The organism is Clostridioides sp. ES-S-0054-01, from assembly GCA_021561035.1.
GTDB lineage: Bacteria > Bacillota > Clostridia > Peptostreptococcales > Peptostreptococcaceae > Clostridioides.
Genome location: CP067346.1, coordinates 383,685 through 401,428 on the forward strand (window position 1 = coordinate 383,685; position 17,744 = coordinate 401,428).

The following is a 17,744-nucleotide window of genomic DNA, read 5'->3' on the forward strand; positions in this document are numbered from 1 at the left end:
TGCGTTAGCACTTTGAAAACTGCATATATATTTAGTGATATGACATCTAATTTGTAATATATAAAGCTGATAACTTTTTAAAATTATCAAGTTGATAGACTTTAATCTATGAAACCTTTTTAACTGGTCAAGTTATTAAGGGTGCAGGGCGGATGCCTTGGCACTAGGAGCCGATGAAGGACGTGATAAGCTGCGATAAGCTTCGGGGAGTTGCACGTAAACTTTGATCCGAAGATTTCCGAATGAGGAAACTCACTTAGAGTAATGTCTAAGTATCATTGAGTGAATACATAGCTTAATGAGGGGAACTCAGGGAACTGAAACATCTAAGTACCTGAAGGAAGAGAAAGAAATTCGATTCCGTAAGTAGCGGCGAGCGAACGCGGATTAGCCCAAACCAATAAAGTTTTCTTTATTGGGGTTGCGGACATATCATAACGAAGAGGTATCGTAATTGAAGAGGTTTGGAAAGACCCACCACAGAAGGTAATAGTCCTGTATGTTAAACGAGAAGACTTCAGATATGATCCAGAGTACCACGGGACACGTGAAACCCTGTGGGAAGCAGGAGGGACCACCCTCCAAGGCTAAATACTACCTAGTGACCGATAGCGTATAGTACCGTGAGGGAAAGGTGAAAAGAACCCCGGGAGGGGAGTGAAATAGAACCTGAAACCCTGCACTTACAAGCTGTGGAAGCACATTTCTTGTGTGACCGCGTACTTTTTGTAGAACGGGCCAACGAGTTACGTTAAGTAGCAAGGTTAAGCACTTAAGGTGTGGAGCCGTAGCGAAAGCGAGTTTTAACTGAGCGTTCAGTTACTTGACGTAGACCCGAAACCGGGCGACCTACCCATGAGCAGGATGAAGCGAAAGTAAAATTTCGTGGAGGTCCGAACCCACGAGCGTTGAAAAGCTCGGGGATGACTTGTGGGTAGCGGTGAAATTCCAATCGAGCCCGGAGATAGCTGGTTCTCCCCGAAATAGCTTTAGGGCTAGCCTCAAGGTGAGAGATACGGAGGTAGAGCACTGAATGTCCTAGGGGGTATTGCACCTACCGAAGACTATCAAACTCCGAATGCCGTCATCTTATACTTGGGAGTCAGACTGTGGGTGATAAGATTCATAGTCGAAAGGGCAACAGCCCAGATCGTCAGCTAAGGTCCCTAAATGTAAGTTAAGTGGTAAAGGATGTGGGATTGCACAGACAACCAGGATGTTGGCTTAGAAGCAGCCACTCATTCAAAGAGTGCGTAATAGCTCACTGGTCGAGTGATCCTGCGCCGAAGATTTCCGGGGCTAAAACTTACTACCGAAGCTACGGCATCATTATGATGGGTAGGGGAGCTTCCCATACGGGTTGAAGCATGACCGTAAGGACATGTGGACAGTATGGGAGTGAGAATGTTGGCATGAGTAGCGAGATGTGGGTGAGAATCCCACAGGCCGTAAACCCAAGGTTTCCAGGGGAAGGTTCGTCCGCCCTGGGTTAGTCGGGACCTAAGCTGAGGCCGAAAGGCGTAGGTGATGGACAACAGGTTGATATTCCTGTACTACCGATAACCGTTTGAGAGATGGGATGACACAGTAGGATAAGCTAAGCACACTGTTGGTTATGTGTGCCCAAGCATTGAGGCAGTCAGAGTAGGTAAATCCGCTTTGATAATGCTGGGATGTGATGGGGAGCGAAATTTAGTAGCGAAGTAGCTGATTTCACACTGTCAAGAAAAGTCTCTATCGAGGTTAAAGGTACCCGTACCGCAAACCGACACAGGTGGGTGAGGAGAGTATCCTAAGGCCAGCGAGAGAACTGTTGTTAAGGAACTCGGCAAAATGACCCCGTAACTTAGGGATAAGGGGTGCCACCATCCGGTGGCCGCAGAGAATAGGCCCAAGCGACTGTTTACCAAAAACATAGGTTTCTGCTAAGTCGCAAGACGATGTATAGGAGCTGACGCCTGCCCGGTGCTGGAAGGTTAAGGGGATCTGTTAGAGCAATCGAAGCAGTGAACTTAAGCCCCAGTAAACGGCGGCCGTAACTATAACGGTCCTAAGGTAGCGAAATTCCTTGTCGGGTAAGTTCCGACCCGCACGAAAGGCGTAACGATTTGGGCACTGTCTCAACAACAGACTCGGTGAAATTGTAATTCCGGTGAAGATGCCGGATACCTGCGACAGGACGGAAAGACCCCATGGAGCTTTACTGTAGCTTGACATTGGGTCTTGGTACTACATGTACAGGATAGGTGGGAGGCTTTGAAACCAGGACGCCAGTTTTGGCGGAGCCATCCTTGGGATACCACCCTTGTAGTACTGGGACTCTAACCATAGGCCATGAATCTGGTCTTGGGACACTGTCAGGTGGGCAGTTTGACTGGGGCGGTCGCCTCCCAAAAGGTAACGGAGGCGCTCAAAGGTTCTCTCAGTACGGTCGGAAATCGTACGTAGAGTGTAAAGGCAAAAGAGAGCTTGATTGCAAGACATACAGGTCGAGCAAGGATGAAAATCGGACTTAGTGATCCGGTGGTTCTGCGTGGAAGGGCCATCGCTCAACGGATAAAAGCTACCCTGGGGATAACAGGCTTATCTCCCCCAAGAGTCCACATCGACGGGGAGGTTTGGCACCTCGATGTCGGCTCATCACATCCTGGGGCTGTAGTAGGTCCCAAGGGTTGGGCTGTTCGCCCATTAAAGTGGTACGCGAGCTGGGTTCAGAACGTCGTGAGACAGTTCGGTCCCTATCCGTCGCAGGCGTAGGAAATTTGAGAAGACCTGTCCTTAGTACGAGAGGACCGGGATGGACGTACCTCTGGTGTACCAGTTGTCCTGCCAAGGGCATGGCTGGGTAGCTATGTACGGAATGGATAAGCGCTGAAAGCATCTAAGCGCGAAGCCAACTTCAAGATAAGATTTCCCACCGCAAGGGTAAGACCCCAGAAAGACTATCTGGTTGATAGGTCGAAGGTGTAAGTGCAGCAATGTATTTAGCTTATCGATACTAATAGGTCGAGGACTTGACCAATATTTATTTGATGTTCATTAATTAAGATATATATGTAGTTTTTAGAGTGTTAACTCTAAAGAAACTAGTGTTACTAGATTCTAAAAACTTACTAAAACTTAATAGAAATATTAAGCATAGAGATTATGTGGTTACAATAGCAGAGAGGATACACCTGTTCCCATTCCGAACACAGAAGTTAAGCTCTCTAGCGCTGATGGTACTTGGTGGGAAACTGCCTGGGAGAGTAGGACGTAGCCACGTAATTTTTTTTATTTATTAAGTTTCTTATTTTTAAAGTACTATTTTTAAAGTATGTTATAAATACTTTGTATAAATACATATAATAGTTTAAAGAGATTGATTCTTTAAATATAGGGTGGGAGCTCTTATAGATATGTACTTTTAAATAAGAAAGGAGATAAGTAAGTGTCTGTAATCAATAGTTTTATTTTACAATATGGATTAATCTCTGTATTTGTATTAATTATGATTGAGTATGCTTGTTTTCCATTACCTAGCGAAGTTGTTTTACCATTATGTGGAGCAATTGCGGCAAGAAATCATTTTGGATTTTTGACAATTCTAATTTTGAGTATAATTGCAGGTATACTTGGTTCAATATTTTGTTACACAGTAGGAAATTGGGGTGGTAAATCTATCATCAATAAAATAATAGAAATATGCCCAAAGGCGAAGAAAGGAATATTTGCATCTCAGGATTATTTTAATAAATATTCTTCTATTTCCGTCTGCGTATGTAGATTAATTCCATTATGTAGAACATACATATCTTTTATAGCAGGTATAGCAGGTCAAAATATTATAACTTTTGTAATATCATCTCTTGTGGGAATTACCATATGGAATATTTCCTTAATTAGTATTGGGTATATTTTCTCAGAGAGTTGGGTAAAAATAATGTCTCATTATAATGATTATAAATTTCTAGTTTTAATTATACCAATATCTGTAATCCTTATTGGATTTGCTATTAAGTCATATATACATAAAAAACACCACAAGGTAAGATTATAAAAAATCAGTAGATTTTTTCATTATTTTCTATACTTATTGTAGTATCTAAATGTTTGAAATAATTTCCAATAATCAAAATCCCCGTTTTTAGTCCAGTCTGGAAACGGGGATATTTAATCCTCTTATACTGTACTTACTGTATTTGTTGGTTAAGCACAGTATAGGTTTATAAATAAGTATTGTCAAGATAATAAATATAAAAGAGAGAATAATACAATAATTGATATATTGGTCAATATACTGTGTATTTTTTACAGATACAGTAAGGTTGTCCATCATGAAATATATCTATAAAGCTCAGTATATGACTATTGAAATAAGCTGTAACCTGATAATTTTCAATTATTTCCTCAAAAAAATCTATAAGATATATCTACGAGTGATTTTTTCTTTAAAGTTGAGAAAGAGGTATCATTAATTTATAAAATCGATTTTAGCTTATATCCTTTTATGCTAAAATGGTGTTAAGAAATGAAACAAATACTATTTATATAAAAGGGGTAAGAATATGGATATAATAGATAATCTAAGGGTACAAGGGGTAGATGAGAAGCTTATTGAAGATGTGCTATATTTTAGACGTTATTATGGTCTAGAAAAAGATTTAGAATACAGAGTAACAAAGTCTAAAACTTATTTTTATGGAAAAGAAATTTTGTCTATGTGTATAGCAGCTATTTTAGAAGAAGAAAATATATTGTTATCAGGACCAAAGGCAACAGGAAAAAACTTACTTGCTGATAATTTGGGGGAGATATTTAATAGACCTCAATGGAATACATCATTTCATATAAATACGGACAGTTCAACACTTATAGGTACAGATACTTTTATAGATAATGAAGTTAAGCTTAGAAGGGGTTCAGTCTATGAATGTGCTATAAATGGGGGCTTTGGTGTATTTGATGAAATTAATATGGCAAAGAATGATGCTATAGTTGTAGTACATTCAGCTTTAGATTATAGAAGAATAATTGATGTACCTGGATATGAGAGAGTCAATCTACATCCAGCAACAAGATTTATTGGAACTATGAATTATGAATATGCAGGAACAAAAGAGCTTAATGAAGCACTAGTATCTAGATTTATGGTGATAGATATTCCTTCTATAGAAGAAGATAAGTTAATGATGATTTTAAAAAATGAATTTCCAGATGCTGATGAAAAAAAATTAATACATTTTGCAGGAATATTTTTAGATTTACAATTGAAGTCTCAAAATGGTGAGATATCTAGCAAAGCTATTGACTTACGTGGTCTTATGGCATCTCTTAAGACTATAAGAAGAGGATTAAAACCAACTCTTGCAATTAATATGGGACTTACAGGAAAGACTTTTGATATATATGAGAAAGAAATGGTTGGAGATGTAATTAAAACTAGAATACCTAATAAATGGGAGAGTATAGATGTATTTCCAATAAGTCATATTTAATATAGGTGAGATTATGAAATGGATATATGATGATTATGAATTTGAAAACAGAGCAAATAACTTATCTTGGACAATAGCTGGAGATTATAATGAAAGTATAGATATATCAGAAAAAGATTATTCTTCAAAAGAAGTAGGTTTATACTTTGCAATAATTGCAGGTGCTAGAAGAAAATATGTAGATTGGGGCATAGTGAAAAAATACCTTACAAATAGAATACGAAAAGGATATGATAAAGATATTATACTGGGTCTGATTCAAGTTATATTAAATACAATAGTTGAAGAAAAGGCTATTAAAGATAGACCAGGGATAGAAGATATAAGAAGAAATGCTTATAAAGATATTGTTTCACGTTTTACCAAAATACACAATGACAATATTATGGATAAAATTAAATATGCCTTTATACTTTACAATATGGACAAGCATCCAGCATTAGACAGCCTAACTAGAAGAATAGTTAATGACATAAGAAATATAGATACAAATAAAGATATTATGGAGATTTTAAAGTCCTTAGATGTAATATATTTAACTTACTTTGAGTATATATTAAATGGAGAAGAAAGTAGTTCTACATATGATGAAAGTAATGTAAAAGATGTTGACGTAAATTTTGATACATTTGCTGACTTTATGTATGAAGAACTTTATAGTGATGAAGAAGAAAATATTATTGAAAGTGATATAGACTCTATATCTTCATCTATTCTTATAGAAGGAGTAGGAGATTTTGAGGATTCTCAATCTAGTAATTCAGCAGACAGGGTTATATATGTTGATGAAGAGACTGCAAATAAAATATATTCAAAAATAGAACATTATTATGGGAAAACTTATTTGAGTAAAGGTGAAATTAAAAAGATTGAAACACAAAATTGTAGAAATGTTCATGAAGGGTGTAGAATACACTTTACAGATGGAGTTCTTAGAAGTGAGTGTAATAATGTATTCCAGTTAAAATATGTAACAAGGCAAAAAGAAAATAATTTAGGGAAATTTAGAGAACATGCTAGAATGTATAGACAGCAGATAAAGAGATTAAAAGAAAGTTTAGCTAGAATTTTAATAGAAGAAAATGCTAAAACTAGAGTGTACTCTGATTGTGGCACTATATTAGCAAATAGAGCTTGGAGAGTGGGTAGAAGTAATAATAATAAAATATTTTATAAAGATATAGAAAATGAAAAAGGGAAATATGTTATTGATATATTATTGGATGCAAGTGGTTCTCAAAGTAGAAATCAAGGAAATGTAGCAATTCAGGCTTATATAATTGCAAATGCTCTAACAGAAGTTGGTATACCAAATAGAGTTATGGGATTCTCTAGTTTTTTAGACTATACAATATTAAAAAGATTTAAAGATTATGATGATGGTTTAAAAAATAGCGAAAATATATTTGAATACTTTTGTGCTGGTAATAATAGAGACGGTTTGGCTATAAAATCTATATGTAGTGGTCTAATAAATAGAGATGAAGAAAATAAAGTTTTGATAGTTCTTAGCGATGGAAGGCCAAATGATGTAAAGATAGGAAAAAATAGTGAGAGAACCTTAAGGGGAGAAAAAGCTTATAGAGGTATAGTTGGTTTGAGAGATACAGCCAATGAGGTAAGAAAGGCTAGAAAACAAAATATATTGGTATTAGGAGTATTTACAGGAAAAGAATCAGAACTTGAGGCTGAAAGATTAATATATGGAAATGATTTTATATATTCTAGAGATATAACTAGATTTTCTGATGTGGTTTCAATGTATTTAAAGAAGATAATTAGAAATTAATCAAAATTATAAAAAATAATTTATATGCATAAAAATATAAAAATAAATAAAATTTGTGAAAAACATAGAAATTTTCACAGAAAAGGTATACAATGATTTGTATAGAAATGATTTAAGAATAATTTAAAAATTAAATATATAATATTATAGGTTCTTTAAGTAAGATTAATAGGGAAAAAGGTTAAATTCCTTTACAGTCCCCGCTACTGTGATGCAGACGAAACTTTTGTTAGCCACTATGATGATATATTTTTATATTTCATGGGAAGGAAGAGAAGTAGGATGAAGCTAAGTCAGGAGACCTGCCTAAAATATTAAAGTAATTTCTTCGGGGATGGAGAAAGTTTCTTATAATAATTATGCAGATATATTTATTTTATGTGTTTGTATTTGGATTTTCGGAAATTGGAAGCCTAACCATCGAGTTAGGCTTTTTTATTTTATTAGGTAAATCAGATATATATTATTTATGTTTTAATTATTGGAAAAGGAGAGAGGGGATATTAAAATGAAACAGAATATCAAGTTAGGGGTTATCACTGCACTTATGTTAATCATTTTAACTCCAGTTACGTCAAATGCAATGCATATAATGGAAGGTTATTTACCAGTAAAATGGTCTATAGCATGGGGAGTTATATTTATACCATTTTTCTTAGTAGGACTCAAATCAATAGGTAAAATAGTAAAGCAGGACCCTAAAAAGAAAGTATTATTAGCACTATGTGGAGCATTTGTATTTGTATTATCGGCACTAAAAATACCTTCAGTAACAGGAAGTTGCTCACATCCTACTGGAGTAGGTCTTGGAGCAATAATGTTTGGACCAAGTGTAATGTTTGTTCTTGGAACTATAGTTTTAATATTCCAAGCGTTACTATTAGCACATGGAGGAATAACTACCTTAGGAGCGAACGCTTTTTCAATGGCTATTGTAGGGCCAATTATATCATTCTTAATATTTAAAGCATTAAAGAAAAAAGACGGAAATAATGCAATGCCAGTATTTCTTGCAGCAGCAATAGGAGATTTGGCTACATATACAATAACTTCGATACAGTTGGCACTGGCTTTCCCAGATCCATCAGGTGGAGTGATGGCTTCAGCAATTAAATTCTTAGGAATTTTCTTTATGACTCAAATACCAATAGCAATAGCAGAAGGTATTCTTACTGTAATTGTATATAATTTAGTTACAGAAAATGGAGAAAAAAGTATACTAGAAAATAGTGATAAAGGAGTTAAAGCTAATGAGTGCTAAAACAAAGACGAAAACTAATATATTACTACTTTTATTAGTAGTGGCTCTTATCATATTCCCATTACTTGTTAACTCAGGTGCTGAATATGGAGGGGCAGATGGTCAAGCTGAAAGTGAAATTACTAAGATAAATCCAGATTATGAGCCATGGTTTAGTAGTCCATATGAGCCACCAAGTGGAGAAATAGAAAGTTTATTATTCTCTGCACAGGCAGCTCTAGGAGCAGGTGTAATAGGGTACATACTAGGTCTTCAAAGAGGAAAGAGAAGTTAATTATGCTTATAATTGATAAATATGCATATACAAATAGATTAAGTAAAGTAAATCCAAATAAAAAAGTAGCCATAGGAGTAATCTTTCTGATTGCTTCTATGGTAATAAAAAATATATTTGTTTTAAGTGGAATTATGATTTTAATGAGTATTCTAGTTGTTTGTGTGGCTGGAATAGATTTAAAGAATTATTTAAAATTACTCAGAATACCAATGTACTTTTTATTTCTTAGTATAGGAATAACTCTTGTAAATATATCTTTTAATAAGGCAGACTTATTATACAGTTTTAAAATTTTTAGTTTCAATGTAGGAATATCAAAAGCATCTATTGACACGTCCATTCACGTGTTATTTAGGGCTATGTCTTGTTTGACTTGTGTGTACTTTTGTATACTTACAACACCTTTTAATCAGTTAATATTCTTCTTTAAAAAACTGCATTTACCTGATACTTTTGTTGAGCTATCAATGTTAATATATAGGTTTATATTTATATTTCTAGAAGAATTTTCAGAAATATATAAGTCACAAGAGCTAAGATTTGGGTACATAAATTTAAAAACTTCATATAAATCCTTAGGAATTCTTGGAAGTATGCTGTACAAAAGACTTATGACAAGGTATGATGATATGTGTATATCATTAGACATAAAATTGTATGATGGTAAATTTCACATAGTAGGGGATAATGATGTTTAAAATAAATAATTTAACTTATCGATATGAAAAGAATGCCAATGCATTATTAAACATTAATATGGATTTCTCAAAAGGAAATGTTATAGGTATAATAGGTTCAAATGGTTCAGGAAAATCAACATTATTTATGAATTTAATGGGTATATTAAAACCTACATCTGGAGAAATTCTTTTTAAAGAAGAAAAATTAAAATATGATAAGAAAAGTTTGTATAATCTTAGAAAAAATGTGGGTATTGTCTTTCAAGACCCAGAAAAACAAATTTTTTATTCAAAAGTATATGATGATATAGCATTCGCAATGAGAAACATTGGTATAGATGAAAAAACAATTAAAGAGAGAATAAACAAAGCTCTAGTAGCTGTTAATGGAATAGATTTTATAGACAGACCAGTACATTTTTTAAGTTATGGTCAGAAAAAAAGGGTAGCAATAGCATCAGTTATAGCAATGGAAAATGAAATTATATTGCTTGATGAGCCTACAGCTGGCTTAGACCCAGTAAGTACTAGGTCTATTGTAGACATAATAAAGGGATTAAATAAAGATAATATAAAAATAGTAATATCCAGTCATGATATGAACTTAATGTATGAAATATGTGATTACATATATGTATTGGATAAGGGGATTTTGATTGATGAAGGAAAGGCAGAAAATGTATTTATAAATGAAAATAATATAATACAAGCTGGCTTAGAATCCCCATGGTTGGTAAAAGTACATAAAAATATGAATTTACCTTTATTTAAGAAAGAAGAAGATTTGTATAAGTATTGGAAAGAAAGAGAACTTAATACAAACAAATAATTAAGCCCTAAACCTATTTTAAAAAAATAGATTTATATATAATAACCCTTAACCTAGACCCCTTAAAGGTGCCTTATGATTCCCCAAATCATAAGGTTATTTTTTTGAGTAATAAAATAAATTGTATGGAAAAGTGTTATTTAATTGTAATATATTGGAAATAATCTATTAATATAATACATAATTATAATTTGAAGTAATTCATATTTTAGATTAAAATATATTTATGGCTGTTAACAGGAGGAGAAATATGAATTTAGATACATTAAATCCTGCTCAAAGAGAAGCAGTAGAAAAGACTGAAGGTCCAGTACTTATACTGGCTGGTGCTGGTTCAGGTAAAACTAAGGTATTAACAACAAGAATAGCATACCTTATAGAAGATAAAGGTGTACAAGCACCAAATATATTAGCTATAACATTTACAAACAAAGCTGCAAATGAAATGAGAGAGAGAGTTGAACAAAACATAGGTCCTGAAACTAAGGACATGTGGATAAGTACATTCCATTCTTGTTGTGTTCGTATACTCAGAAAAGATATAAATAAGATTGGTTACAACAGAAGTTTTGTAATTTATGATTCAGCAGACCAAGTTACATTGGTTAAAGATTGTCTTAAAGAATTAAATTTAAGTGATAAAGTATTTGAACCAAAAGCAGTTATAAGTGCAATTTCAGGAGCAAAAGACAAGCTTTATACTCCAAAACAGTTTAAAGATATTAACATGGCAGATAATAGAATGGTTAAGATTGCGGATATTTATGCTTTATATCAAGACCGTTTAAAAAGAAATAGTGCACTTGACTTTGATGATTTAATTCTTAAAACTGTAGAACTTTTCAAGGCTAATGATGAAGTATTAGCATATTACAGAAGTAGATTTAGATACATAATGGTAGATGAGTACCAAGATACAAGTAAGGCTCAATATGAATTGATAAAATTACTAGCAAGAGAACATCAAAATATTTGTGTTGTTGGAGATGATGACCAAAGTATTTATGGATGGAGAGGGGCCGATATAAGAAATATACTTGAATTTGAGAAGGATTATGACAATGTACATGTTGTAAAGTTAGAGCAAAATTATAGGTCTACACAAGTAATATTAGATGCAGCTAATAAAGTCATATCTAATAATATAGAAAGAAAAAGAAAAAAACTTTGGAGTGAAAAAAAAGAAGGAGAGCTTATAAAAATACAATTAACTAGTAGCGAAATAGAAGAGGCTGATTTCATTGCTGACTCAATTGCACAAATAGCTAGAAAAGAGAATAGACCTTATAAGGATTTCGCAGTACTTTATAGAGCAAATGCACAAGCTAGACCTGTAGAAGATGCTTTAAATAGGAGTCAAATCCCGTACAATATATATGGTGGTACAAAATTCTATGAAAGAAAAGAAATAAAGGATTTGTTGGCGTATTTAAGAGTTATTCAAAACCCACAGGATGATATATCTATAAAAAGGATTATAAATGTTCCTAGAAGGGGAATAGGGCTTAGAACTATAGAAAAAATTGAAGACAGAGCTAATTTAAAACAAGAAAGTATATATTCAGTATTAATTGATATAGAAACAAATTCAGATATATCTACTAAAGCAAGAGCGAGTATAAGTGGATTTGTTGATATTATAAGCACTCTTAGAACTATAAAAGAAGTTTATCCTGTTAGTAAACTTATAGAAAAAGTCTTGGACACTACAGGATATATGGACGAGCTAGTAGAGATAAGAAATAAAAATGAAAAAGATTTAACTGGTAAAGGTGAAGAAGCCCAAGATAGAATTGACAACTTAAGAGAATTTATATCTATAGCTTTAGAGTTTGAAAGTAGTAATGATGAGAATTATGAAAATAAAGACTTAGAGACATTCTTAACTAGTATAGCACTTACATCTGAATCAAATGATGAAGAAGACAATGACAGGGTTTCTCTTATGACAATTCATACGTCTAAAGGACTGGAATTCCCTGTAGTGTTCTTAATAGGCATGGAAGAAGGGTTATTCCCTATATCAAGGGCTATAAAGTCTCTGAGTGATTCACAGATAGAAGAAGAAAGAAGACTTTGTTATGTTGGTATAACTAGAGCTAAAGAAGAACTATATATGTCATTAACAGAGAAGAGAACATTATATGGTAAAACAAATGTTGCAATAGCTTCAAGATTTATGGAAGAGTTGCCAGAAGAATGTATAGAAAGATTGTACAAAGTAAAAAAAGAGTTAAGTTATTCCAAAGCAAGCTATAATATGTTAGATAAATATACTAAAAAATATATGAATACTATAAGTAAATCTAAAGTTGCAGATAAAGTTAATGCAACGATAAAAGATTCTAATAAAGAAACGAATCCAGATGATATAAAACTTGGCTCTAAAGTACATCATCCTAAATTTGGGGTTGGGACAGTAGTATCCATAATTGGTACAGATATTACTATAGCTTTTGACAAGCAAGGAATTAAAAAAATAAATAAAGAATATACAACACTAAATATTTTATAATGGAGGTAAATGAGAAATGGATAGTATAAACTTTGCTAAAAACTTAATAGACTTCATATATGATAGCCCATCGTCTTTTCATGCAGTCGAGAGTGCTAAGGAAATCTTAGATAAAAATGGATTTGAAGAATTAGTTTTGAATCAGAAATGGAATCTAAAAGTTGGTGGAAAATATTATGTTACTAAAAATTTATCAGCTATAGTAGGCTTTGTAGTAAATTCAGAAGATATAGAAAGAGATGGATTTAGGATAATAGGTTCTCATTCAGATTCTCCTACATTTAGTATTAAGCCAAATTCAGAAATGGAAGTCGAAAAATCTTATTTGAAGTTGAATACAGAGTGCTATGGAGGGGCAATATTGAGTACATGGTTAGATAGACCTCTTGGAATAGCTGGTAGAGTAGTTTTAAAAGGTGATAATATATTAAAACCAAACGAAAAACTTATAGACTTTAAAAAGCCAATTTGTATAATACCAAATCTAGCTATACATTTAAATAGAAGCATAAATGATGGTCATTCATATAACAAACAAAAAGATATGTTACCTTTAGTTGGTCTGTTAAATGATACATTAGAAAAAGATAATTTTCTTTTAAAACAAATAGCATCTAATTTGAATGTAAATATGGAAGATATTATAGATTTTGATTTATTTTTATATGAATTTGAAAAAGGAAGCTTAATAGGGGCGAATGATGAATTTATATCTATTGGAAGACAAGATAATCTTGCAATGGTACATGCTAGTTTGAATGCTCTTGTTGATACTAAGGGTCAACATGGTGTAAATGTAATGGCTGTATTTGATAACGAAGAAGTTGGTAGTTCTACTAAACAAGGTGCAGATTCAAACATGTTGTTAAATATATTAGAGAGAATATGTTTATCAATAGGTAAAGATAGGGAGGAGTTCTTTGAGTCTATTTATTCATCTTTTATGATATCATCAGATTTGGCTCATGCTATCCATCCAAATACTCCAGAAAAACATGACCCAACTAATAAACCGGTTATGGGAAAAGGACCAGTTATAAAGATAAATGCTAGTCAGGCATACACAAGTGATGGATATTCTATAGCTGTTTATAAAAATATATGTAGAGAAGCTAATGTCGAGTATCAAGAATTTGTCAATAGGTCAGATGAAAGAGGTGGAAGCACTATAGGTCCAATATCTTCTACTCATATAGATATACCATCTGTGGATGTGGGAAGTCCAATTTTAGCAATGCACTCTATAAGAGAATTAGGAAATGTTGAGGACCACTACAGTATATATAAAACATTTAGTAAGTTTTTTGAAATATAAATATAAGATAAACAATTTGGAGATGAGACTATGAAATTAGGATTATGCTTAGAGGGTGGAGGCGCAAAAGGAGCTTATCAAGCAGGAGTAGTAAAAGCATTATATGATGGAGGAATAAATAAATTTTATTCAATTTCAGGGACATCAATAGGAGCTATAAATGGATATTACTTATACACAGGTAATGTTGATAAATTAGAAAAAATGTGGACAAATATAAAAGATATCCAGAATGGAAATGTAAAAATAGTAAATAATACTGTGGATAATTCTCCTGCTATAGATAATTTAAGGGAACTAGATGATAGCAAGACAGAAGAAATGAAATTTTATGTTAATTATGTAGAAGTTGATAATAAGGTAGTATCAGAAAAGATTGTTGATGTCTCAAAAATGTCTCGTAATGAAGCTATTATAAGCATTTCGTATAGTGGATTGCTACCAGCAAATCCAAATGCTACTCTTGGTTTTAAAGAACAATTTGTGAAAGATGTACAAGAAGGAATTTATGATGGTTTCAAATTAGATGGAGGTCTAATTAGGAGTGCGTTAATTGAACCACTAACTGGGGATAATGTGGATAAAATTATTTTAATATCCACAAAACATAATTATGAGTTGCCAGATGATATCAAAAAAATCTATGATGAAGATAGAATTGTAGTGGTTAGACCTAATACTAAGTTTGCACCTAAAGACACTCTTAATTTTGATGATAAGTTTTGTAAAACTATTTATCGAGAAGGATATGAAATAGGAAAAAATATACTTGATAGACTTTAATTTAGAGTATAATATAATAAATATAATTGTGTAATTTAACTAATGAAAAGGAAGGTAATAAATTATGGAAAATAAAAATCCTATAGTAACTATAGAAATGGAAAATGGAAAAGAAATCAAAATTGAGTTATATCCAAATATAGCTCCAAATACAGTTAAAAATTTTGTATCATTAGTAAATGAAGGATACTATAATGGAATAATCTTTCATAGAGTAATACCAGGATTTATGATACAAGGAGGATGCCCAAATGGTACAGGAATGGGTGGACCAGGATACTCTATAAAAGGTGAATTTAGTGGTAATGGATTTACTAATAATTTAAAACATGAAAGAGGAGTTATATCAATGGCTAGAACTATGGCACCTAATTCAGCTGGCTCTCAATTTTTCATAATGCATAAAAACTCACCACATTTAGATGGTCAATATGCAGGTTTTGGTAGAGTAATAGAAGGTATAGATGTTGTTGATGAAATAGCATCAGTTAGAACAGATGCAGCTGATAAGCCACAAAGTCCACAAATTATGAAATCTGTTACTGTAGAAACTTTTGGAATAGATTATTCAGATGTAGAAAAAAACTAAAACATATATAAAAGTTAACTATAAGTAAAAGTAAAAATATATTTTTTAAATGAAGATAAAGTGAGATGTAGTTGCGTCTTTAGACGAATACATCTCATTTTTTTATTTGTTTTATATAAGGAAAAATTATATCATATTATCAAATGTTAAATTACAAAATATATTAACTAAAAATAGCATTATATTTTAAGTTACTTATTCCATAAAACTACTATTATCTGTTATTATGAAATTTTAATTGAAAAGTAAAGTGTAATTAAAAAAAATTTACTAAAATTATTTTTATCTAAGTTTTTATACAATAATATATTAAATAAATACAGAATATATATGGAAAACACTTATTCCAGTATTTTTTGAAATTATTTTATCTATTTTATTTAAGAAAAATAAGTTTTTTGTACTTTTTGTTTAGAAAAAAATATTGTTATGGTAATATCTTCTATTTACAATTTCACAACTTTGGTTTACAATAATAGAGACAATAAATCCTAAAAAACATAAGAAGAAAAAAGTGCTTAATATTTTAGAGAGACTGGTTTAGTTTACACCAGCTAAGCCAGTCAAGGAATAATTTAAAGTGTAATATATAATAATGAAAGAGAACATGTTATTAGAAATTTCTAATGCATGTTCTTTTTTTGTAGAAATTAGTATTATTATATAAATATTTAAGATAGTAAATTTCTAACTATACTGTAACTAAATATGTATTTTAACATAGTATAATATAGACCCAAAATGGAGGGATTATAAATGAGAAACATTATACTTTATTTAAATGATGATACTTTTATATCAAAAAAATATCCAGATAAAAACTTTAGTTTTTTAGAATATTGTTTAATAGGAACTAAATATTCAAGTACTTTTGCAGAAGAAAAGCTCCTTACTTTTTTCAAAGTAAGAATACCAGAGATATTAAAAGACAAAAATATATTAAAGGCAGAGTTATTTATTCATATTAATTCAGGAAATAATTATATTTTTAATGAAAAAATAGATATTAAAGTAAAAAGAATAGTCGAATATTATAATTCAAGGACTATATCATGGAATGATAAATTGCCTATAGAAAATATTGGAGGATATTTGCCAATTGGTATAAGTAATACATCTAATTATATTTGTTTAAACATTACAAATGTTGTAAAATCATGGGCAGTAGGTAAATATCCTAATTATGGATTAGCTTTATCTTTAAACTATCCTTGTAAAATTATGGAATTTACCTCTAGTAGAGGGTGTAACAAACCATATATACTTATAACGTTTGAAGAAAGAAAAAAAGAGTGTTGTTCTCCTAAATTAGGGTGTCCTCCAATGAGAGTAACAGGCCCAACAGGAAACACAGGAGCGACCGGAGTAACAGGCCCAACAGGAAATACAGGAGCGACAGGAGAAATAGGTCCAACGGGAGCAACAGGAAACACAGGTCCAACGGGAAATACAGGAGCGACAGGAGTAACAGGTCCAACAGGAAACACAGGAGCGACAGGAGTAACAGGAAATACAGGAGCGACAGGAGTAACAGGCCCAACAGGAAATACAGGAGCAACAGGAGTAACAGGTCCAACAGGAAATACAGGAGCAACAGGAGTAACAGGCCCAACAGGAAATACAGGAGCAACAGGAGTAACAGGTCCAACAGGAAATACAGGAGCAACAGGAGTAACAGGTCCAACAGGAAACACAGGAGCGACGGGAAATTCCTCACAGCCAATTGCTAACTTTCTTTTAAATGCACCATCTGCACAAATTTTAGGCAATGGGGAAGCTATAAAAAATTGGCAGGAAGTGCTAGGAAATAGTTCAAGTATAACAGTAGATGCAAATGGTGTATTCAAAGTACAAGAAAATGGTGTGTACTATATCTCGGTTTCAATAGCATTGCAACCAGGTTCATCAAGTATAAATAAATACTCTTTCTCGTTCTTATTTCCTATTTTAGGAGGGAAAGACTTAGCAGGTCTTACTACTGAACCAGGCGGAGGAGGTTTAATCTCTGGATATTTCGTTGGTTTTCTATTTGGTGGAACTACATTTACTATAAATAATTTTTCATCTGTGTCAGTAGGAATACTAAATGGTCAATCAGCAGGGACAGCAGCTACTTTGACTATATTTAGAATAGCTGATACTATTATGACTTAGTTTTATATTTAATATATGTATAAATAAGAAAGGGATTGTCTCAAAATAGAGATAAGCTTTTTTTTCATTGTTGAA

12 protein-coding genes, 2 rRNA genes and 1 riboswitch are annotated in these 17,744 nt (G+C 32.4%); all 14 genes read left to right on the top strand.

The features are described 5' to 3' along the window. Positions 1-125 precede the first annotated feature (125 nt). The 14 genes from JJC02_02190 to JJC02_02255 all read left to right on the top strand — a co-directional run bounded on the left by JJC02_02190 (position 126) and on the right by JJC02_02255 (position 17,669). Positions 126-3,022, top strand: a 23S ribosomal RNA gene (locus JJC02_02190). A gap of 126 nt (positions 3,023-3,148) precedes the next feature. Then, positions 3,149-3,265: ribosomal RNA gene (gene rrf / locus JJC02_02195) — 5S ribosomal RNA — on the top strand. A 165-nt stretch (positions 3,266-3,430) separates the two neighbouring features. Next, on the top strand, positions 3,431-4,039 hold the full coding sequence (locus tag JJC02_02200; GenBank protein UDN55026.1) for a DedA family protein: 609 nt from the start codon (positions 3,431-3,433) through the stop codon (positions 4,037-4,039). Between the two features lie 508 nt (positions 4,040-4,547). Then, the gene (locus tag JJC02_02205) at positions 4,548-5,477 is read left to right on the top strand and encodes an AAA family ATPase (GenBank protein ID UDN55027.1); all 930 of its coding nucleotides are present in this window, start codon (positions 4,548-4,550) and stop codon (positions 5,475-5,477) included. A 13-nt stretch (positions 5,478-5,490) separates the two neighbouring features. Beyond that, the gene (locus tag JJC02_02210) at positions 5,491-7,266 is read left to right on the top strand and encodes a nitric oxide reductase activation-like protein (GenBank protein ID UDN55028.1); all 1,776 of its coding nucleotides are present in this window, start codon (positions 5,491-5,493) and stop codon (positions 7,264-7,266) included. 131 nt (positions 7,267-7,397) lie between these two features. Next, positions 7,398-7,591: riboswitch (cobalamin riboswitch) on the top strand. Positions 7,592-7,774: 183 nt separating this feature from the next. Next, entirely contained in the window at positions 7,775-8,527 is a 753-nt protein-coding gene (locus JJC02_02215) for an energy-coupling factor ABC transporter permease (GenBank protein ID UDN55029.1), read from the top strand. Then, the gene (locus JJC02_02220) at positions 8,517-8,801 is read left to right on the top strand and encodes an energy-coupling factor ABC transporter substrate-binding protein (GenBank protein ID UDN55030.1); all 285 of its coding nucleotides are present in this window, start codon (positions 8,517-8,519) and stop codon (positions 8,799-8,801) included. Before JJC02_02215 ends, JJC02_02220 begins: the two co-directional genes overlap by 11 nt. Before the next feature lie 2 nt (positions 8,802-8,803). Beyond that, positions 8,804-9,502, top strand: a complete 699-nt coding sequence (cbiQ, locus tag JJC02_02225) for a cobalt ECF transporter T component CbiQ (GenBank protein ID UDN55031.1) — start codon at positions 8,804-8,806, stop codon at positions 9,500-9,502. Next, positions 9,495-10,313, top strand: coding sequence for an energy-coupling factor ABC transporter ATP-binding protein (locus JJC02_02230; protein UDN55032.1), 819 nt, complete (start codon positions 9,495-9,497; stop codon positions 10,311-10,313). The genes cbiQ and JJC02_02230 overlap by 8 nt, the downstream gene beginning before the upstream one ends. A 250-nt stretch (positions 10,314-10,563) precedes the next feature. Then, positions 10,564-12,828 carry a DUF3553 domain-containing protein gene (locus tag JJC02_02235; GenBank protein UDN55033.1) on the top strand — a complete coding sequence of 755 codons (2,265 nt, stop codon included), beginning with the start codon at positions 10,564-10,566 and terminating at the stop codon, positions 12,826-12,828. A 16-nt stretch (positions 12,829-12,844) separates the two neighbouring features. Next, positions 12,845-14,143 carry a M18 family aminopeptidase gene (locus JJC02_02240; GenBank protein UDN55034.1) on the top strand — a complete coding sequence of 433 codons (1,299 nt, stop codon included), beginning with the start codon at positions 12,845-12,847 and terminating at the stop codon, positions 14,141-14,143. 30 nt (positions 14,144-14,173) lie between these two features. Next, a complete protein-coding gene (locus JJC02_02245; protein ID UDN55035.1) occupies positions 14,174-14,926 on the top strand; it encodes a patatin-like phospholipase family protein in 753 nt (250 codons plus the stop codon). Between the two features lie 64 nt (positions 14,927-14,990). Next, entirely contained in the window at positions 14,991-15,515 is a 525-nt protein-coding gene (locus tag JJC02_02250; protein UDN55036.1) for a peptidylprolyl isomerase, read from the top strand. A gap of 756 nt (positions 15,516-16,271) precedes the next feature. Then, on the top strand, positions 16,272-17,669 hold the full coding sequence (locus JJC02_02255) for a collagen-like protein (protein ID UDN55037.1): 1,398 nt from the start codon (positions 16,272-16,274) through the stop codon (positions 17,667-17,669). The last annotated feature ends 75 nt before the right edge of the window (positions 17,670-17,744 follow it).